19 protein-coding genes and 3 tRNA genes are annotated in these 19042 nt (G+C 66.4%); 18 read left to right on the top strand and 4 right to left on the bottom strand.

What is annotated here, in order from left to right:
- The first annotated feature begins 6 nt into the window (after nt 1-6).
- From QF031_RS13275 to QF031_RS13235, 9 genes are all read left to right on the top strand, one after another.
- Nucleotides 7-1311, top strand: coding sequence for a deoxyguanosinetriphosphate triphosphohydrolase (locus QF031_RS13275; RefSeq protein WP_307433350.1), 1305 nt, complete (start codon nt 7-9; stop codon nt 1309-1311).
- Between the two features lie 116 nt (nt 1312-1427).
- Nucleotides 1428-1751, top strand: a complete 324-nt coding sequence (locus QF031_RS13270) for a hypothetical protein (protein ID WP_307428822.1) — start codon at nt 1428-1430, stop codon at nt 1749-1751.
- An 85-nt stretch (nt 1752-1836) separates the two neighbouring features.
- The gene (locus QF031_RS13265; protein ID WP_307428819.1) at nt 1837-3006 is read left to right on the top strand and encodes an FAD:protein FMN transferase; all 1170 of its coding nucleotides are present in this window, start codon (nt 1837-1839) and stop codon (nt 3004-3006) included.
- Complete coding sequence (locus tag QF031_RS13260) at nt 2999-3556, top strand: ferric reductase-like transmembrane domain-containing protein (RefSeq protein WP_307428817.1); 558 nt, start codon at nt 2999-3001, stop codon at nt 3554-3556. Before QF031_RS13265 ends, QF031_RS13260 begins: the two co-directional genes overlap by 8 nt.
- The gene (locus QF031_RS13255) at nt 3553-4908 is read left to right on the top strand and encodes an NADH-ubiquinone oxidoreductase-F iron-sulfur binding region domain-containing protein (protein WP_307428815.1); all 1356 of its coding nucleotides are present in this window, start codon (nt 3553-3555) and stop codon (nt 4906-4908) included. The genes QF031_RS13260 and QF031_RS13255 overlap by 4 nt, the downstream gene beginning before the upstream one ends.
- Nucleotides 4905-5165: a ferredoxin gene (locus QF031_RS13250; protein ID WP_307428812.1), complete on the top strand. Its 261-nt coding sequence runs from the start codon at nt 4905-4907 to the stop codon at nt 5163-5165. The genes QF031_RS13255 and QF031_RS13250 overlap by 4 nt, the downstream gene beginning before the upstream one ends.
- 44 nt (nt 5166-5209) lie before the next feature.
- A complete protein-coding gene (gene dnaG, locus QF031_RS13245; protein ID WP_307428808.1) occupies nt 5210-7183 on the top strand; it encodes a DNA primase in 1974 nt (657 codons plus the stop codon).
- A 97-nt stretch (nt 7184-7280) separates the two neighbouring features.
- Nucleotides 7281-7353 (top strand) — tRNA-Asn (locus tag QF031_RS13240).
- Between the two features lie 123 nt (nt 7354-7476).
- Nucleotides 7477-7549 (top strand) — tRNA-Asn (locus QF031_RS13235).
- Between the two features lie 90 nt (nt 7550-7639).
- On the opposite strand, the gene QF031_RS13230 is transcribed toward QF031_RS13235, so the two are convergent.
- The 3 genes from QF031_RS13230 to QF031_RS13220 all read right to left on the bottom strand — a co-directional run bounded on the left by QF031_RS13230 (nt 7640) and on the right by QF031_RS13220 (nt 9607).
- Nucleotides 7640-8047 carry a hypothetical protein gene (locus QF031_RS13230; RefSeq protein WP_307428806.1) on the bottom strand — a complete coding sequence of 136 codons (408 nt, stop codon included), beginning with the start codon at nt 8045-8047 and terminating at the stop codon, nt 7640-7642.
- A gap of 79 nt (nt 8048-8126) precedes the next feature.
- Nucleotides 8127-8345 carry a hypothetical protein gene (locus QF031_RS13225; RefSeq protein WP_307428805.1) on the bottom strand — a complete coding sequence of 73 codons (219 nt, stop codon included), beginning with the start codon at nt 8343-8345 and terminating at the stop codon, nt 8127-8129.
- 38 nt (nt 8346-8383) lie between these two features.
- On the bottom strand, nt 8384-9607 hold the full coding sequence (locus tag QF031_RS13220; protein ID WP_307428801.1) for a multidrug effflux MFS transporter: 1224 nt from the start codon (nt 9605-9607) through the stop codon (nt 8384-8386).
- 180 nt (nt 9608-9787) lie between these two features.
- On the opposite strand from QF031_RS13220, the gene QF031_RS13215 reads away from it, so the two are divergent.
- The 6 genes from QF031_RS13215 (at nt 9788) to QF031_RS13190 (ending at nt 15023) form a co-directional block, all read left to right on the top strand.
- Nucleotides 9788-10639, top strand: coding sequence for a phage holin family protein (locus QF031_RS13215; protein ID WP_307428798.1), 852 nt, complete (start codon nt 9788-9790; stop codon nt 10637-10639).
- Nucleotides 10640-10707: 68 nt separating this feature from the next.
- A complete protein-coding gene (locus QF031_RS13210; RefSeq protein ID WP_307428795.1) occupies nt 10708-11331 on the top strand; it encodes a CDP-alcohol phosphatidyltransferase family protein in 624 nt (207 codons plus the stop codon).
- On the top strand, nt 11331-12239 hold the full coding sequence (locus QF031_RS13205; protein WP_307428792.1) for a DMT family transporter: 909 nt from the start codon (nt 11331-11333) through the stop codon (nt 12237-12239). The genes QF031_RS13210 and QF031_RS13205 overlap by 1 nt, the downstream gene beginning before the upstream one ends.
- 111 nt (nt 12240-12350) lie before the next feature.
- On the top strand, nt 12351-13547 hold the full coding sequence (locus QF031_RS13200; RefSeq protein WP_307428789.1) for a glycosyltransferase: 1197 nt from the start codon (nt 12351-12353) through the stop codon (nt 13545-13547).
- Between the two features lie 74 nt (nt 13548-13621).
- Nucleotides 13622-13695 (top strand) — tRNA-Ile (locus tag QF031_RS13195).
- A 137-nt stretch (nt 13696-13832) separates the two neighbouring features.
- Nucleotides 13833-15023: an acyl-CoA dehydrogenase family protein gene (locus tag QF031_RS13190; RefSeq protein ID WP_307428787.1), complete on the top strand. Its 1191-nt coding sequence runs from the start codon at nt 13833-13835 to the stop codon at nt 15021-15023.
- A gap of 131 nt (nt 15024-15154) precedes the next feature.
- On the opposite strand, the gene QF031_RS13185 is transcribed toward QF031_RS13190, so the two are convergent.
- A complete protein-coding gene (locus tag QF031_RS13185; RefSeq protein ID WP_307428785.1) occupies nt 15155-15739 on the bottom strand; it encodes a murein hydrolase activator EnvC family protein in 585 nt (194 codons plus the stop codon).
- Between the two features lie 448 nt (nt 15740-16187).
- On the opposite strand from QF031_RS13185, the gene rpsB reads away from it, so the two are divergent.
- From rpsB to pyrH, 3 genes are all read left to right on the top strand, one after another.
- Nucleotides 16188-17066: a 30S ribosomal protein S2 gene (gene rpsB / locus QF031_RS13180; RefSeq protein WP_307428783.1), complete on the top strand. Its 879-nt coding sequence runs from the start codon at nt 16188-16190 to the stop codon at nt 17064-17066.
- A gap of 129 nt (nt 17067-17195) precedes the next feature.
- A complete protein-coding gene (gene tsf, locus QF031_RS13175; protein WP_141940723.1) occupies nt 17196-18032 on the top strand; it encodes a translation elongation factor Ts in 837 nt (278 codons plus the stop codon).
- A gap of 166 nt (nt 18033-18198) precedes the next feature.
- Complete coding sequence (gene pyrH / locus QF031_RS13170) at nt 18199-18936, top strand: UMP kinase (RefSeq protein WP_043452869.1); 738 nt, start codon at nt 18199-18201, stop codon at nt 18934-18936.
- Nucleotides 18937-19042 lie beyond the last annotated feature (106 nt).

Here is a 19042-nt window from a genome sequence, read left to right as displayed (position 1 = left end):
ACGCCCATGGCCGCAAGCCGTACCGCCGGAACCCCCACTGCAGCCCTGGCGCTGCCCGGTTACGACACGCACGATTCCGCCCGGTGGGTGGAGGAGCCGCCCAAGAGCACCTACCGCTCCGATTTTGAGCGGGACCGCGCCCGGGTGCTGCACTCCTCGGCGCTGCGCCGGCTGGGCGCCAAAACCCAGGTGGTGGCGCCGGACACGGATGACTTTGTCCGCACCCGCCTCACCCACAGCCTGGAGGTGGCGCAGGTGGGCCGGGAACTGGGCCGGGCCCTGGGGTGCGACCCCGACGTCGTGGACACCGCCTGCCTGAGCCATGACCTCGGCCACCCGCCCTTCGGCCACAACGGGGAATCGGCATTGAACGAGGTGGCGCATGCCATCGGCGGCTTCGAAGGCAATGCCCAGACCCTCCGCCTGCTCACGCGGCTCGAACCCAAGGTGCTCACTGCTGACGGCCAGCCCGCCGGACTGAACCTCACGCGCGCAAGCCTGGATGCGGCGTCGAAATATCCCTGGTCAGCCCTGGAAGCTCCGGTGATCCACGGGCAGCGGACCAGCAAGTTCGGTGCCTACGAGGATGACCTGCCCATCTTCAACTGGATCCGCGAAGGCGCCCCGGAACGCCGGACCTGCCTTGAAGCGCAGGTGATGGACCTGGCGGACGACATCTCCTACTCAGTGCACGACGTGGAGGATGCGATCGTCGCCGGCCACTTCCAGCTGCGCTGGATGGACAACCCGGACCACCGTGCCCGTGTGGTGGGGTACGCCAAGCAGTGGTACCTGCCGCACAACGACCCCGCAGCCATCGACGCCGCACTGGCCCGCCTGGAGGCCACCGACGTGTGGGTGCGCGAGGCGGACGGCAGCCGCAAGTCCATGGCTGCGCTGAAGAATATGACCAGCCAGCTGATTGGCCGGTTCTGCCAGAGCGCCCTGGAAACCACCCGCGCCGTGTACGGGCCGGAGAACCTGACCCGGTACAACGCCGAACTCATGGTTCCCGATGAGACGGTCATGGAGATCGCGGTCATGAAGGGCCTTGCCACCACCTTCGTCATGACCACCGAACACCGGCAGCCCATCTACGAGCGCCAGCGGGAAGTCCTCCACGCACTGGTCACCGCCCTGAGCGCCACCGGTGACCGGCACCTGGAGCCGATGTTCGCTGCGGACTGGCGGGCGGCGGACGACGACGGTGCGCGCCTTCGCGTGGTCATCGACCAGGTGGCGTCGCTCACCGACGGGTCGGCCCTGGCAATGTACGAGCGCCTGGTGGGGAGCCTGCCCTCGCTCTGGTGAACCGCCACTTGCTTCCACCCGGGCTTCCGCCTGATCAACAGCTTCCTCAAGGCGTCTTCACAGGAAGGGCGCGCACCATGGGAGGAAAGGCAGGCCGTTAGGAACGGGAGCAGGTCATGAGTACTCGCAGCAGGGGCAAGCGCCTTGCCACCGGGATTACTGCTGCCGTGGGCGTTGGCAGCTTCGCCGCAGCCGGCGTGGCCGCGGCCGCCGTGTATGCCGCAACCCCGTCCGTGATTGCCAGGACAACCCCCGCCACGGACAGCAGCACACAGGGAAGCACGCCCAAATCCGGTTCAGCCCGCTACGACGACGACGACCACGGCGCCAGGCAGGACAGGGACCCGGGGCGCTCGAAGAGCTACGGCAACTACGGCAGCAGCAGTCCGGTCCAGCCCGGCAACGGCGGCACCATCCACGGAAGGTCCTCGGGGTCCTGACGTGGCCGGTTGCAGCACCACCCATTGCACAGGGGCCACGGACTTTGCAGAGGCGGAGGCTCCTACCGCACAATCCAGCTGGTCCGTGTGGGAACTCGAGGCAACGGTCACGGTCACGGAACCGGGCCTGCTTGTTGCGGCGGAACGGATTGTCCGCCAGGTGGTGGAAGCGGTGGACCGTGCCTGCAGCCGGTTCCGTTCCGATTCTGAACTGGTGGCGCTCCAGCCGCGGATGGCAGCGGGCGTCACAGTGAGCCCCATGTTCCGGCTGCTCCTGGAGCGCGCCCTGGGCGCCGCCAGGATGACCGACGGCGACGTGGACCCCACCCTCGGTGCAGACCTGGCGGCCCTGGGCCACGGACCGGACATACCGGGCGACGCGCCGGAGCCACCCACCGGCGGGGCGGGCACGCCGGGCAGGCCTGGAATCCGGAGCGTACCGCTGTCACCGCTGCCCCCGTCGCCGGTCCCGGTGGCGCCACGGACCCCCGGCTGGGCCCGGGTCCGCCTCGACCCACCCCATGGCCAGAAGCTGCCTTCAGACGCCCTGTCTTTAGACGCCCTGCCTCCAGACGCCCTCCCTTCACATACTTTGCCCGGTGACGCGACAACCCCTGATTCAGCCGTGCTGACGGTTCCGGCCGGACTTCACCTGGACCTGGGCGCATCGGCCAAGGCCGTCGCGGCGGATCTCGCCGCCGCCGAGGTGTACCGGCGGCTGGGCTGCGGAGTGCTCGTAAGCCTGGGCGGCGACCTGGCAAGCGCAGGGCCCGGCCCCCAGGAGGGCCAGGCGGAGGGCAAGTCCGGCCACTGGCAGATCCTGGTGCAGGACCTCCCGTCCGATCCTGCCCAGCACATTTCCCTCGCACAGGGTTTTGCCTTGGCTACGTCCAGTACGCAAAAACGCCGCTGGCAGCATCAGGGCACCCAGGTCCACCACATCCTTGATCCACGCTTTGGCCTTCCTGCCGAGGCGGTCTGGCGCTCGGTGACCGTCTCGGCCCCTACCTGCCTGGAGGCGAACGCGTTCAGCACCGCGGCCGTCGTCCGGGGCTTCCGGGCCCTCGATTGGTTCCGGACCGAAGGAATACCCGCCCGTTTCGTGGACACCAGGGGCATGGTCACCACCACCGGAGGCTGGCCCGCCGACAGCCACCACCCTGCGGAGACCTTCAGTTCGGACGAAAGTCTCGACTCTGAGGAAAGCTTGGGCGCTGCCGATAGCTCCAGCCCGGGAGGTGCAGGCCATGGATGAGGCACTGTGGGCTTTCGGCCGGGTCAGCGGCTTCGTGTCCCTGGCCCTGTTTACCGCGTCGGTGCTGCTGGGAATCCTGAACCGGTCAGGCCGGCCCCTGTTGGTGCTGCCGCGGTTCTCCATCAGCCTCCTGCACCGCAACATCGCGCTGCTCGCCACGGTTTTCCTGGGGCTGCACGTCGGGTCCCTGCTCCTTGACTCTTTTGCCAAGCTCAACCCGGTGGACATCGTGGTTCCGTTCCTGGGTTCATACCAGCCGTTCTGGCAGGGGCTGGGAACGGTCGCCCTGGACCTGGTCCTTGCCATAGTCGTCACAGGGCTGCTGCGGCACCGGATCGGACAACGCACCTTCAGGGCTGTTCACTGGCTTAGCTACGGTGTCTGGCCGGTGGCCATGGCCCATGCCCTTGGAAACGGTACTGATGTTTCAAACGGGTGGTTCCTCCTGCTGGCGGTGGTGTCCGCGGTGGCGGTTGCCGCGGCACTGCTGTGGCGGCTAAGCCCGTCCTTCCTCGAAACCTTTCGCGCCAGGCAAGGAAACCTCCCGTGAGCCAACCCCGTGACAGCTACCCCGCGGCACCCCAGGACAACTACCAGGACCGTCAGCAAGCCGGTTACCAGGACCCTCACCGGGACGCTTACGCGCCCCCGCCCCTGCAAGGGCCCCGGGACAGCATCCGCCAGGAACCGCGCCTCCTGGCAGCAGGTCCCGATGCAGGTTGGGCACGCCACACGGACATCTTTGGCCGCTGGGAACCACAGGCAGCCGGCCCGGGACTACTGGAAGTACTTGCCGAATCCGGTCTGACCGGCCGGGGCGGAGCCGCCTTCGAAACCTGGCGCAAGGCAACTGCCACTGCCGGTTCCGGGAGGAAGAGTTTGTTTGCCGTCCGGCCAGTGGTGATCGCCAACGGCGCCGAGGGCGAGCCCCTGAGCTTCAAGGACCGCACACTCCTTGCCCACGCCCCCCACTTGGTCATTGACGGGCTGATGGCCCTCGCCGCTGCCCTCGGCCAAGCCGGCACGAGCGGTACCAACATGTACATCTACGCACCCGCGGCCAGCCTGCCCCGGGTGCGGGAGGCCCTTGCCGAGCGTCCGCGGGGCAAACAGGTACGCGTGGTGCAGGCTCCCGAAACCTTCATCTCCGGTGAGTCGAGCGCCGTCGTGAACATGATTGCGAACGGCACCGCCCTGCCCACGGACCAGCGCCGGCGCCTCAGCGAGTCAGGCCTGAACGGCCGTCCCACACTGGTGGTCAACGTGGAGACCCTGGCCCAGGTTGCCCTGATCGCCCGCTTCGGCGCGCGGTGGTTCCGGGAGGCCGGCACTCCAACGGACCCTGGCACCAGGCTGGTGTCCGTATCCGGTCCTGCCCCAGCGCGGGATGTGGTGCTGGAAGTGCCGGGCGGCGTGCAACTTTGCTTGGTCCTGAAGGAGGCGGGCATGGATCCTGGTTCCCTGTCCGCCGTCCTGGTGGGTGGGTACCACGGCCGGTGGGTTCGGCCTGCGGAGCACGCGCTTTCACCTGTGGGGCCGCCGGGCCGGACGGCGCGCCCGGGAGCGGGAGTAATCCATGCCTTGGACCTGCAGACCTGCGGGATCCAGGCCACGGCCCGGATCGTCAGCTACCTGGCCGGCCAGTCCGCCCGGCAGTGCGGGCCCTGCATGTTCGGCCTGCCGGCCATGGCGTCCATCCTCAACCGGATCGCCGGAGGCGAAACAGATCACCGCCTCGCCACCGAGCTGGACCGCCTGGGACGGCTGGTGTCAGGACGTGGCGCCTGCCGGCATCCCGAGGGGACCACGGGCCTGGTCAGCAGTGCGCTGGAGGTCTTCGCCGCGGACTTCCGCGCCCACCTGGCCGGATACTGCACAGGCCCGGGAGGCGTGGCGGCATGAAGACCTACCTGCACATCGACTGGACCAGCTGCGACGGCCGCGGCCTGTGCACGGAACTGCTTCCCGGCGTACTCGACCGGGACGACTGGGGGTACCCGGTGGCGCGCGGCAAGGTGGGCCGTGAACGCACGGACGTCCCGCTGCGGGACGCCGACCGGGACGCGGCACAGGAAGCCGTCTTCCTTTGCCCCAAGCTTGCCCTCAGCCTTATGCAGCGAACGGTGCCCGAACCGGGGCAGCGGACGCCCGGCAGGTAAGGGACCGGGCCACGGCAGCAAGCCAATGACACTAAGATTGCTGTGTGGCTGGGCTGATCAAACGTGAAGATATCGATGAAGTACGCCAGCGCACGGACATCAAGGAAGTGGTAGACGGCTACGTAACGCTCAAGGGCGCCGGGCTGGGAACCTTCAAAGGTCTGTGCCCCTTCCACGACGAGCGCTCGCCGTCCTTCACCGTCCGCCCCCAGGTGGGCCGATACCACTGCTTCGGCTGCGGCGAGGACGGCGACGTCATCGCGTTCGTCCAAAAGCAGGACCACAGCTCGTTCCAGGAGGCCGTCGAGAAGCTGGCCGCGAGGATCGGCTATGAGCTGCGCTACGAGGACGGCGGAACCGGCCCCAACCGGGAGGAAGTGGGCCGCCGCCAGCGCCTGCTGGACGCACACAAGATCGCCGACGAATTCTTCCGCGCCCAGCTGCTTACCCCGGGCGCGGTCGAGGCCCGGAACTTCCTGTTCGGCCGGGGCTTCGACAGGGCCGCCGCTGAACACTTTGGCTGCGGCTACGCTCCGCAGGGCTGGGACGCCCTCCTGAAGCACCTCCGCGGCCGCGGATTCACCGATGCCGAGCTCAAGCTCACCGGCATGTTCAGCGAGGGAAACCGGGGCATCTACGACCGCTTCCGGGGACGCCTCATCTGGCCCATCAAGGACATGGCCGGCGACACGATCGGCTTCGGCGCCCGCAAGCTGTACGAGGACGACCAGGGGCCTAAGTACCTGAACACCCCGGAAACCACCCTCTACAAGAAGTCCCAGGTCCTCTACGGCATCGACCTGGCCAAGAAAAGCATCGCCAAGGACCGCCAGCTGGTAGTGGTGGAGGGCTACACGGACGTCATGGCCTGCCACCTTGCAGGAATTACGACGGCGGTGGCCACCTGCGGCACGGCGTTCGGCACTGAGCACATCAAGATCGCCCGCCGGCTTTTGTCCGATGACGGCACCGGGGGAGAAGTGGTGTTCACCTTCGACGGTGACGCCGCCGGGCAGAAGGCGGCCCTGCGCGCCTTCGAGGAGGACCAGCGGTTTACCGCCCAAACCTTCGTGGCCGTGGAACCCACCGGGGCCGACCCCTGCGACCTTCGCCTCAGCAGGGGGGACGAGGCGGTGCACGCCCTGATCCAGTCCCGGCGGCCCCTGTTCGAGTTCGCCATCCGCACCACCCTGAAGCAGTTCAACCTTGACACTGTGGAGGGCCGCGTCCAGGGCCTGAAGGCTTCCGTGCCGGTGGTGGCGGCCATCCGCGACGGCTCAACCCGGACCGGCTACTGCCAGGCCCTGACCGGCTGGCTTGGGATGCCTGACCCCAACGAAGTCCTGCGCCTGGTCAACACCGAAGTGAAGAACGCAACGAAACGGGGGGACACCGCCCGGGAACCGGCGCCGGGGGCACGCGCAGGCGGACGGCAGAACCACGGCCCGCAAAACCATGGCCAGCAAACCCCGGCGCCCCCAGCCCAAGCCGGAGGCCCTGGCGTAGCTGCCGCGCCGCCGTCGGGCGCTGTCCCTTCCTTCCACCGGCCCGACCCGCGCGACCCCGTGGCCTCCATGGAGCGGCAGGCCCTGGAAGTGGCGCTGCAGCAGCCTTCGCTGCTGGCCGGCGAGGTCTGGGACCGGTTCGCCGCGGTCCGCTTTGCCACCCCGGCCTTCCAGGCCGTGCACGACGCCATGCGCGCCACAGGGCCAGGACACGTGGGTGATCCGGTGCGCTGGGTGGAGTACGTCATGCACGAGGTCCCGGAGCCGCTCCGGCCGCTGGTGTCGGAGCTTTCGGTGGTACCGCTTCCGGCCCATACCGAGGAGGCGGTGCTGAAGTACTGCCGCGACATCCTGTCCCGGCTTTTCGAACTCCAGATCACCCGGGTCAAGGCGGACAAGATGGGCCAGCTGCAGCGCCTCGACGCCGCAGCAGATCCGGAGGCATTCCAGCGGCTCAACCGTGAACTGATGATGCTCGAAATGGAACGCCGGGCTTTGCGCGCGGAGGCCTAGGACGCGACTGCTGGAAGGAGCAACTGGGTGGTGGAGGTCACGCTCCGCCCGATTTCGTTTCCGCCGCGGGTGTTTGCTAGGCTGGTACCCGCTTCATTCCTCCTTAGCTCAATTGGCAGAGCATTCGACTGTTAATCGAAGGGTTGCTGGTTCAAGTCCAGCAGGAGGAGCTTCCAATCCCCGTTCCGGTTTCCGGAACGGGGATTTTTGTTTCCCGGAAGGGCCCTTTTGGCCCGGAACACCGCCGATTTCCCTTGGGCCGGAATCCTTTGCTAATGTCATACCTGCTTCATTCCTCCTTAGCTCAATTGGCAGAGCATTCGACTGTTAATCGAAGGGTTGCTGGTTCAAGTCCAGCAGGAGGAGCGTTACGAAAAATCCCTGTTCCTCCACTTGGAGGAACAGGGATTTTTTCTTTTCTCGGGGTGGCAAGCGTGAGCTGGCGATAAGCGCTGGCTACACGAAATCCATCTCCACCTGCAGGAACCTTTCGGCCTCGGCGATGGCTGCCTCGAAGGCTTCCTTCTCGGTGGGGGACTTCCGGGGTTCGCGCGGATTCCATTCGTGCGGCGCCGAGTGGATCCTGACAAAGCCTGCATCCGGCGGCGCGTAGAAAATCCCGAAGCGCTGCACGGGCCACTCCGGCGATGTTTCCGGGGCCACCAGCAGGGCCGCGTTGAAAGCGGGATTGAACCATTGGGCGATGGGCCGGCGGCGGTCCTCGGTGAACAGCCCCGCCGCATACAGCGCCGCCGACTGCTGTCCTGCCTGCGCGCACAGCCGCTCCCACCACAGTGGCAGGATCCGGGCGTCGCACCGTTGCCATGTGGCTGGAAGTGGCGGTTGGTTCTGCCAGCTGGGCACGGGATCATTTTATCGCGGGAGGCACCCGGAAGGCAGGGACAGGGGGATTCGTGCTTCCTGGGCCTTGCTTCCCGGACCCCTACTTCCCGGCGCCCGGCCTCCGGCAGTCCTTTTTCCGCGGGCCCGGCTTCCTGGAACCCGGGTTCACCCGGTAAAGGACCGCGGCGCCGGCCAGCAGTCCAAGGACGATGCCCATGGCGGGGTTGCCTACGGCCCGGCCGGCGAAATAGCCCACGACGGCGCCAAGCACCGCCCCGAGGAAGAGTCCCCTTCCATTGCGGTGCGGTTTGCGGTCCATGTGCTGCCTTCCTGCTGGTGGCTGGTGGCCGGTTGCTGTCAGTGGATGGAAGGGACAGTGCGCGGACGGACCACCAGCCACAGTGCCCCGATGGCTACCAGGATGCACGCCGCTTGAACAGCCCCCATCGGCGCGGCACTGGTGATGCCGAGCCAGCCCACCACGGGGGAGATCAGCCCGGCCATGAGGAACGTGGCCGCCCCGAGCAGCGATGCCGCCGTCCCCGCCTGGCCGGCGTGGCCGGCCAGGGCCAGCACCTGGACGCAGGGGAACATGAAGCCGGTGCCCATGATGTAGAACCACAGCGGTACCATCACGCCCCACAGGCCCAGGCCCGCCAGGTCAAACACCACGATCAGCAGGGCCATCAAGAACATCCACGCCGTGGCGCCCGCCAGGATCCATTGCGGCGGAACGATCCGGATCAGCCGCGAGCTGGTCTGCACGCCGGTCACGATGCCCAGGGAGTTGATGCCGAAGAGCAGCCCGTACTGCTGGGCCGAGAACCCGAAGATGTCCTGAAACAGGAACGGGGAGGCCGACAGATAGGTGAAGAGGCCGCCGAAATTGAAGCCGGCCACCATGAGCAGCCCCACGAAGATCCGGTCACTGAAGAGTGCCTTGTAGCGCTGCCCGGCCGTCATGCCGCTCTGGCCCCGCTTCTCCGGCGGCAGCGTCTCGCGCACCACGAGCAGGGCGGCCACGATGACCAACGTTCCGTAGGCGGCCAGGAACACGAAGATGCCGGGCCACGGCATCACCAGGAGCAGCTGCGAACCGATCACTGGCGCGAGGATGGGCGCCAGGCCGTTGACCAGCGACATCCGCGAGAACATCCGCACCATGGCATATCCGGAAAACAGGTCGCGCACCATGGCCATGGCCACCACGCCGCCGCCGGCCGCGCCAACACCCATCAGGACACGGAACACTCCAAGCGTCGCGATGTCCGTGGACAGGGCAGCGCCGAGGGATGCGGCGATGTGCAGCGCGGTGGCCAGGATCAGGGGAATCCGGCGCCCGAACTTGTCGCTGAAGGGCCCCACCACGAGCTGGCCGAATGCAAAACCGACAGTGGTACCTGCCAGGGTGAGCTGAACCTGCGCCTCGGTCACCCCCAGGCTTGCCTCCAGCGCGGGAAAGGCAGGCAGGTAAAGGTCGATGGTGAACGGGCCGAGGGCCGTCAGAGCACCCAGAAGGAGGATGTAGAGGAGCTTGCGGCGGCGGCTCAGCAAGTCGCCGGGATTGGGGGAATTGGTCACGGAGAACAATCCTAGGCCCGGCCAGGACTGTTTTTGCAGCGTTGTAGGCCGCGCCGTCCGGCAAGCCCCCAAGTTCGCCCTGAACCTGAATGGTAGTTTTGGTGGCGTGGACTGTGCGCCTGCACATTTCCGCAGCAAACGGAAGCAGTATCGACTCATGAAACCAGTAAGGCGGAACCGATGAGCGGACGTCACAGCGGGCGTACCAGCCCGGGATTGCGTATCACTGCGCTGCCCGGAACGGCAAGACTCCTTTTCCGGTTGGCGCCCCGCCAGCTCAACGACGAGATCGCCTTCGCCAAGATCGAACTCAAACGCAAGGGCATCCAGGTGGGGGTGGCCGCGGCCTTCTTCGCCGTGGCGCTGCTCTTCCTGGCATTCCTGGTGGTCGGCCTGATCGTCGCGGCCATCATGGGGCTGTCCACCATCATGCCCGCATGGCTGGCAGCCCTCCTGGTCTCCGCGGCCTTCCTGCTGGTTGCGCTCATCGGCGGACTGATTGGCCTCGCCAGGTTCAAGAAAGCCATGCCGCTGATGCCCGAGGAAACCATCCGCGGCATCAGGCACGATATTGGCGTTGCCCGGGAGGGCTCGGCGTTCAACCCGGCCATCCTGGATCCGGAAAGCCCCGAGGCCAAGGCTGCGAAGGCCGCCAAGGCCGAGGCCGCTGCGAAGGCAAAAGCCGAAAAGGAAGCCAAAGCGGCACAGCGCGACCAGGAGTTCCCGCACGCGTCCGAACCCGAGCTGGTGCGCCGCCTGAGCCAGCGGCGGCACCACCTCACGGAGGTCCGCGACGAGCTCGGCACCGAGCTGGACCTCAAGACCCAGGCCCGCTACCTGCTGGCAGCAGCCCAGGTCAAGGCACGCGAGGGCCAGGTGCTGGCGCAGCATGGAGTGGATGTGGCGGGTCAAAGGTTCGCGGCGTTGTCCGGCTCCGCAGACCTGTCCAGGCGCTGGAAGCCGGTGGCAGCCTTCGTGGCGGCCGGAGCCGTGCTGGTCCTCCTCCTCCGCAGGCTGTTCCGCTCCAACTAGCCTGCTCCGCAAGCAAGGCAGAACCGACACACCGCGCTCAGGCGCAGCAGGGAAGGAGAGGGGGACGGGTGAAGTTCATTGGTGCGGGCGCCCGCCCCGGCCGTCCCCAGGTGGACCACGACCTCGTGTTCACCATCCCCAACCTGCTCACTGTGGTGCGGTTCATGGGCGTTCCGCTCTTTATGTGGCTCGTCCTGGCCCAAAAGGAGTACGGCGCCGGGGTGGTCGTCCTGGCCGTCATGGCCGGAACGGACTGGATTGACGGCTACATAGCCCGCCGGTTCGACCAGGCTTCCAAACTTGGCAGGGTCCTTGACCCCATTGCCGACCGGCTGGCCCTGCTGGCCGTGGCGTTCACACTGGTGATTGCCGGCGTCGTGCATTGGCTCTACCTGGCCGCGCTGGTGGTGCCTGATGCTGTGTTGCTGGCACTGACGCTCTTCTTCTTCCATGGCCACCCGGACCTCCCCGTCAGCGTGGTGGGCAAGGTGCGGACCGGCCTGCTGCTCCTGGGCACCCCGCTGCTGGTCCTCTCCCGCCTGGACACCGGCATGTCGGAGCAGCTCTTTGTTGCTGCCTGGGTGGTGTTGGGCCTGGGCCTGATCGGCCACTGGATTGCCGCGTACAACTACTTTTGGGCCATTCTGCGAAAGGGCCGGGAACTGCAACAGCACGACGGCGGGAACGCCTGATGGTGTGGCTTGCCGTCGGCCTGGCGGTGCTTGGCGCCTTCTGCCTTGCCCTGGGTGCCCAGCGCCAGGGCAGTGCCGTTAAGGCCGACACCGGCGGCCTCGCACTGAGTTCCAACGGCTTCCTGCGACTGCTCCGCAATCCGAGGTGGATGTTTGGGCTCCTGCTGCTCTGTACCGGCATGGCCATGAATGCCGTAGCCCTGGTGTCCGCACCGCTCACGGTGATCCAGCCCATCGGCGCCATCGCCCTGGTGATCACCACCGTGGTGAACGCCCGCGACCAGGACCTGACCATCAACCGCGCCACTGCCGTCTCCATTGGCGCGTGCGTCACCGGATCTGCGCTCTTCGTCCTCCTGGCGGTCAACGTCACCCAGGAAAGCCACCACGTCAGCCCCGAGGATGAGCTCACCATCGTGCTGTTGCTGGCCCTGGCGGTGGGGCTGTTCGGCACGCTGGCAGTGACGTTCCGGCACCGCATGAATGCGTTCGTCTACATCGTTGGCGCCGGCATCCTGTTCGGCTTCGTCGCGGTACTTACCCGGATCATCGGCAAACACCTCCTGGACCCCAACGGCCTCTTCCTGCTCAACGTCCAGTGGTACTCGGTGGTGGCCATCCTCGCGGCGGGCGGCCTGGGGTCGTGGTTCGTCCAGAGTGCGTACTCCACGGGGCCGCCGGACCTGGTCATCGCCGGACTCACGGTGGTTGACCCCATGGTGGGCATCGCCATCGGCATCATCATCCTGGGCGAACTGCGGCCCGACGTCCATGCGGTTATGGCGATTGCGATGGGAACCGCCGCGTGCCTTGCTATCGTTGGGGTTATCGCCCTTTCCCGGCACCACCCGGAGGTCACCAAGCGCAAGAAGGACGCGCGGAAGGCTTCCGGCAGGCCGACCCACTAACCCATTCCGTCCGAACCCATGCAATCCCACGAAGCCCGGCGCCCCGCGCCAGCGGCCAACCGTGCTGTCAGTTCCACGCTGTCCGCACCGTGACCATCAGGAGTACTCCCCATGACCACGCCCGCCGACCAGCGCCCCCTGACCATCCTCATCGCCGCCGACACCTATCCTCCGGATGTCAACGGTGCTGCCCAGTTCGGCTACCGGCTGGCCAAGGGCATGACTGCCCGGGGCCACAACGTCCATGTGCTGGCGTCCCGCGCCAGCAAGGGAAAGAGCTTCACCGAGTTCCGCGACGAAGCAACGGTGCACAGGCTCCGCTCGCACAAGGCGTTCACCCATGAGACCTTCCGCCTGTGCTTTCCGTGGGAAATCAAGAAGGAAATCAGCCTGCTCTTCGACCGGGTGAAGCCCGACGTGGTGCACATCCAGAGCCATTACATGATCGGCGAGCACGTGCTCTACGAAGCCGTTAAGCGCGGGGTGCGCATCGTGGCGACCAACCACTTCATGCCCGAAAACCTCAACCCCTTCCTGCCGTTCCCCCAGTGGTTCAAGGACATCATTGGCCGGGTCTCCTGGAAGGACATGGGCAAGGTCATGGGCCACGCGGACGTGGTGACCACCCCCACGCCGCTGGCGGCCAGGGCCATGCACGAGCACGCCTTCTTACGCAAGGTGCTCCCGCTGTCCAACGGCATCGACTCCGCAGCCTACGAGCTGCAGCCGGGCGAGTACATCGAGCCTCACGCCCACCCCACCGTGCTCTTCGCCGGCCGCCTCGCTGAAGAAAAGCATGTGGACGTGCTCATCGAGGCCATTGGCAAGACGCCGCCGGAATTGAACGTGCACCTGGAGATTGTGGGCGGGGGAGAGGTCCGCCCCGCGCTGGAGGACCTGGTGCGGCGGCTCGGCCTGACCGCCCGGGTTAAGTTCCTGGGCCTCGCCAGCGACGAAGACCTGCGCAAGGCCTACGTCCAGGCGGACCTGTTCTGCATGCCGGGTACGGCTGAGCTGCAGTCCCTGGTCACCCTGGAAGCGATGTCCGCCTCCACCCCGGTGGTCCTGGCCGACGCCATGGCCCTGCCGCACCTGGTGCGCGACGGCGAAAACGGCTACCTCTTCACGCCCAACGACAGCGACGACCTGGCCAAGAAGATCACCCAGGTGCTGGAACGTCCCAAGGACGAGCAGCGCGCCATGGGCCGGGCCAGCCGGCAGTTGGTGGAACCGCACAGCATCCAGGGAACGCTGCAGACCTTTGAAGACCTCTACCGCGGCGCCACGTACGAGGACAAAGTGGTCTGAACCCTTTCCCGGGTTTGCTAGAGTGTTTTTGCCCTGCTGGAGTGCCTGGTCCGAATACGTACTCCCGGGGTTTGGGGGCTATAGCTCAGCTGGTTAGAGCGCGGGACTCATAATCCTAAGGTCCTCGGTTCAAGTCCGAGTAGCCCTACCCCCAGCCGCGGCCGACGATCTTCGTTGGCCGCGGCGTTCTTGGTTAACCCCGGTACCTGAGGTATGTTACTGCCCAGTAACATACCGTGCTCCGTTCCGCGGCATGGCCAGCGCTGACCACCCAAGAAGGTACCCATGGCAACCTCTGCAGCCGAATCCCACGAGCTTCCCTACGCCGACGGCGATTTCTTCGCATTCGAGCAGCTTCTGTCCGGCAAGGAGCAGGACCGGCTCGCCGAAGTCCGCGACTTCCTGGCCCGCGAGGTCAGGCCCGTTGCCGTCGACTGCTGGAACCGCGGGGAGTTTCCCATGGATTTGGTGCCCAAGTTCGCCGACCTGGACCTGGTCAGCCCGGTCCGGCGGCAGGGGTACTCCAACCTCTTCGCGGGCATGCTCCACGCCGAGGTAACCCGCGCGGACGCCTCGATCGCAACCTTCCTTGGAGTGCACGACGGGCTGTTCACCGGCTCCATCGAACTGCTGGCTTCCCAGGAGCAGAAGGACGAGTGGCTGCCCGATATTTACGCCCTGAAGAAGATCGGCGCCTTCGGCCTGACCGAGCCGCTGGGCGGCAGCGATGTGGCCGGTGGAACGCGCACCACGGCGCGCAGGGACGGCGACACCTGGGTCCTCAACGGGGCGAAACGGTGGATTGGCAACGCCACGTTCTCCGACTGGGTGGTGGTCTACGCCCGCGACGTGGCTGACAACCAGGTCAAGGGCTTCCTGGTGGACACCACCCTTGCTGGATTCAGCGCCACCAAGATCGAAAACAAGATCTCCCTTCGCACCGTCCAGAACGCTGACATTGTCCTGACGGATGTGGTGGTCCCCGACCACTTCAAGCTGGCCAACGCCAACAGCTTCCGTGACGTCAACAAGGTGCTCAAAGCCACCCGGCTTTCCGTTGCCTGGCAGGCTGTGGGCCTCCAGCTGGCCGCCTTCGATGTTGCCCGCCGCTATGCGGTGGAGCGGCACCAATTCGGCCGGCCGCTGGCCTCTTTCCAGCTCATCCAGGACCAGTTGGTCCGGATCCTGGGCAATATCGTCAGTTCCATGGGCATGATGGTCCGGCTGTCGCAACTGGAGGACGAAGGCGCGGCGAAGGACGAACAGTCCGCACTGGCCAAGGCCTTCGCCACGGCGCGCATGCGGGAGAGCGTGGCCCTGGGCCGCGGCATCCTGGGCGGCAACGGCATCGTGACCGACTATGAGATGGCCAAGATCTTCGCCGACGCCGAAGCCATCTACTCCTATGAGGGCACAGCCGAGATCAATACGCTGGTGACGGGCCGGGCCATCACCGGCATCTCGGCCATCGTCTGACCCGCCACGGTCCAGTCTGCCACCGTCTCACCAACCACTGTTCGGCGGCCACTGTTCAGCCCGCCGTCGCGCATCCACCACCGCCGTACCGCATGCTTCATCCAGCAGCTTCATGGCGTGGCGCGCGTGGCCTACGGTGGGCCCGGCAATGGAAGCAGGATGGACGGGCGAAGGTCCAGGACGAACTGCAGGGGATTGACGTAGACCTCTCCTTCCCGCACTCCCCAGTGCAGGCACTGGGCCGCCGGGCAGTGACCGGGTACGGCCGTTCCGATCACCTGGCCGGCAGCCACGGCGGAGCCGGCAACCAGTGGGCTGTCCACCGGTTCGAAACTGCTGCGCAGCCCGCCCCCGTGGTCGATGGTGATGACGGGCCGGTCCACCACCACCCCCACGAAGCTGACCGTTCCCGCCGCGGGCGACACCACCTGCGTGCCCGCGGCGAAGTCCAGGTCCACGCCGCGGTGCCCACTGAGCCAGGGCTTGGGCGGGGGATCGAAACTCCGCAGCACGCGCGGACGCGGTGCGAGCGGCCACTGCCAGGAGGGCCTGGCACCCACCCCGGCAGCCGCCGTCGTCCATTCCGGCTGGACAGCCGCGGACTGGCCCGGGAATGACTGCCCCGCAACTGGGCTGCCGTACTGGAAAGCCGGGCCGGGGGAGGCCACCGACGCCGGCAGCAGCAGGAGTGCGGCCAGGAGGACTGATGGTCTCATGCCCCCAGCCTGCCTGGCGGATGCCGGGCGGGGGAGGGCCACTTGGGGCTATGTGGACAACCGTCCGGCCAGGCAGATCATCGTCCGGCGGCAGGGGGCGCCTGTAGTACACTTGGTGGAGCAGTTTGCTGCGCCCTCAACGCCTCCCGTCCCAGTGGTCCACCCCCGCGGTGCACGCCCCTGTCCGGAATGCGTCGGCACATCTCATTCAGGAGTGTGGGGGAGCGGCGGCTGACTACGCGCATCCAGCCCTCCGGCAGCGCACGCCCCGGCGTCGTCCACGGAGGACCGCACTTCCTGCGGTCAGGCTTTGTTCCTGATGGGAAGAACGGTGGATGCCAGGAGCACGGCCCGTCCGGGCCACGCTGATCAACCGTCAACTATTGGCAGGGTAAGAAGCCTCCGGGTTTTCTCATGAATGACCTGCCGGAAAATAAGGAGCGCCGGAATGCCCGTCGTAACCATGCGCCAGCTGCTTGACAGCGGCGTCCACTTTGGACACCAGACCCGCCGTTGGAACCCGAAGATGAAGCGCTTCATCTTCACCGAGCGCAACGGCATCTACATCATCGACCTCCAGCAGTCGCTGTCCTACATCGACCGTGCCTACGAGTTCGTCAAGGCCACTGTCGCCCACGGCGGCACCGTACTCTTCGTCGGCACCAAGAAGCAGGCCCAGGAAGCAATCGCCGAGCAGGCAACCCGCGTGGGCCAGCCCTACGTCAACCAGCGCTGGCTCGGCGGTATGCTGACCAACTTCCAGACGGTTGCCAAGCGCATCCAGCGCATGAAGGAACTCGAAGAGATCGACTTCGACGACGTCGCCGGTTCCGCTTACACCAAGAAGGAACTCCTGCTCCTCAAGCGCGAGCTCACCAAGCTGGAGTCCAACCTGGGCGGTATCCGCAACCTGACCAAGGCTCCCTCCGTGCTCTGGGTTGTCGACACCAAGAAGGAACACCTCGCCGTTGACGAGGCCAAGAAGCTGAACATCCCGGTTGTGGCCATCCTGGACACCAACTGCGATCCGGACGAAGTCGACTTCCCGATCCCGGGCAACGACGACGCCATCCGCTCCGTGAACCTCCTGACCCGCGTTGTTGCAGACGCCGTTGCCGAGGGCCTGATCGCCCGCAATAACCGCGGCACCGGCGCCACCGAAGCTCCGGAAGAGCCGCTGGCCGAGTGGGAGCGCGAGCTCCTCGAAGGCAACAAGGCAGAAGCCGCTGCAGCTCCGGCCGAGAACGCTGAAGCTCCGGCCGCAGAGGAAGCCCCGGCCGCTGCCGAGGCTGCTGCCGCTGAGGCTCCCGCCGAAGACGCCAAGTAAGACACGCAATATCCGGATTCTCCGCGCTGTCCGCAGCCGGAGCTGCTGACAGGATGGCGGCCCACCCCCGTGGGCTGCCGTCCTGTCGGTCCGTAACACCACCACACATTTCTAGACAGAGGGGTTCACATGGCGAACTACACTGCCGCGGACATCAAGGCCCTGCGCGAGCGCACCGGCGCCGGCATGATGGACGTCAAGAAGGCTCTTGACGAAGCCAACGGTGACGCCGAGAAGGCCATCGAGATCATCCGCATCAAGGGCCTCAAGGGCGCTACCAAGCGTGAAGGCCGCTCCACCGCTGAAGGCCTCGTGGCCGCCAAGGTCAGCAACGGCGTCGGCGTCATGATCGAGGTCAACTGCGAGACCGACTTCGTCGCCAAGGCCGACAAGTTCATCCAGCTGGCGGACAAGGTCCTGGCCGTCGCCGTCGAGTCCGGCGCTGCCGACCTCGAAACCCTGCTCGCCACCGATGTCGACGGCAAGCCGCTGTCCGAGGTCGTCGTCGAAGAGGGCGCCATCCTGGGCGAAAAGGTTGTTGTCCGCCGCATCTCCCGCATCGAGGGTGCAACGGTCGACGCTTACCTGCACAAGACCTCCAAGGACCTCCCGGCCCAGGTCGGCGTGCTGTTCGCAGTCGATGGTGAAGGCGAAGCAGCAGCCGCCGCCGCCCACGACGTCGCCGTCCACATCGCAGCCATGGCTCCGAACTACCTCACCCGTGAGGACGTTCCGGCCGAGCTCGTTGAGTCCGAGCGCCGCATCGCCGAAGAGACCGCCAAGGCTGAAGGCAAGCCCGAAGCCGCACTCACCAAGATTGTGGAAGGCCGCGTGACGGGCTTCTACAAGGGTGAGGTCCTGGTTGACCAGGCATTCGCCAAGGACGCCAAGAAGTCTGTGGCACAGGTCCTCGAAGAGGCCGGTGTCAAGGGAACTGCGTTCACGCGTTTCCGCGTCGGCTCCTAGTCGAAACTGAAAGGGGTGGCTGCTTCGGTGGCCGCCCCTTTTGCATGCGCCCAATCCGCTGGAACCCTAAAGCAGCGGAAGACCAGTCCAAGTGGAGCGCAGCCGGTTCCGGCCACCGGATCCGGCAGGATACCCTTTTTTCGGAAGTCATCAACGGGAAGGCATCATGGAAGCCGTCAACACTGTCACGCATTCAGAGAAGAGCCGGCGGCGCGTCCTCCTGAAGCTCTCCGGCGAGGTCTTCGGCGGCGGAAAGCTGGGTGTCGATCCCGAAACCGTCCGTGACGTTGCCAAGCAGATCGCCGCGGCCGTCCCGCAGGTTGAGGTGGCCATCGTTGTGGGCGGCGGCAACTTCTTCCGCGGTGCTGAACTTTCCCAGAGCGGCATGGACCGCTCCCGTGCCGACTACATGGGCATGTTGGGAACGGTCATGAATTGCCTGGCGCTGCAGGACTTCCTGGAGCAGGCAGGCGTTGAAACCCGCGTGCAGAGCGCCATCACCATGGGCCAGGTGGCCGAGGCCTACATCCCGCGCCGCGCCATCCGCCACATGGAAAAGGGCCGCGTGGTCATCTTCGGCGCCGGCGCCGGCCTGCCGTACTTCTCCACGGACACCGTGGCAGCACAGCGGGCCCTGGAAGTCCACGCCGACGTTGTACTCATGGCCAAGAGCGGGGTGGACGCCGTCTACACGGCAGACCCCAAGAAGGACCCCACCGCAGAGCGCTTGGAGACCCTCAGCTATGACGATGCCCTGCGCCGGGACATCCGGGTCATGGACCAGACTGCCATGACCATGTGCAAGGACAACAACCTGTCCATGGTGGTCTTCGGCATGGAGGGTGAAGGCAACGTCACCCGCGCCATCCTTGGCGAGAAGCTGGGCACGCTGGTCACCGCCTAGCTGCGGCTAGGATGATTCCAGGACAGTTCCGTCCCCGCCCTTCCCGGCGGGGATGGTAACCAGCAACCAAGAACCACGTGAGTGCATGGAACCGGCGCCCCGGACC

It is taken from the genome of Pseudarthrobacter defluvii, from assembly GCF_030816725.1.
Lineage (GTDB): Bacteria > Actinomycetota > Actinomycetes > Actinomycetales > Micrococcaceae > Arthrobacter > Arthrobacter defluvii_A.
This window is presented reverse-complemented; position numbering and strand designations above follow the sequence as displayed.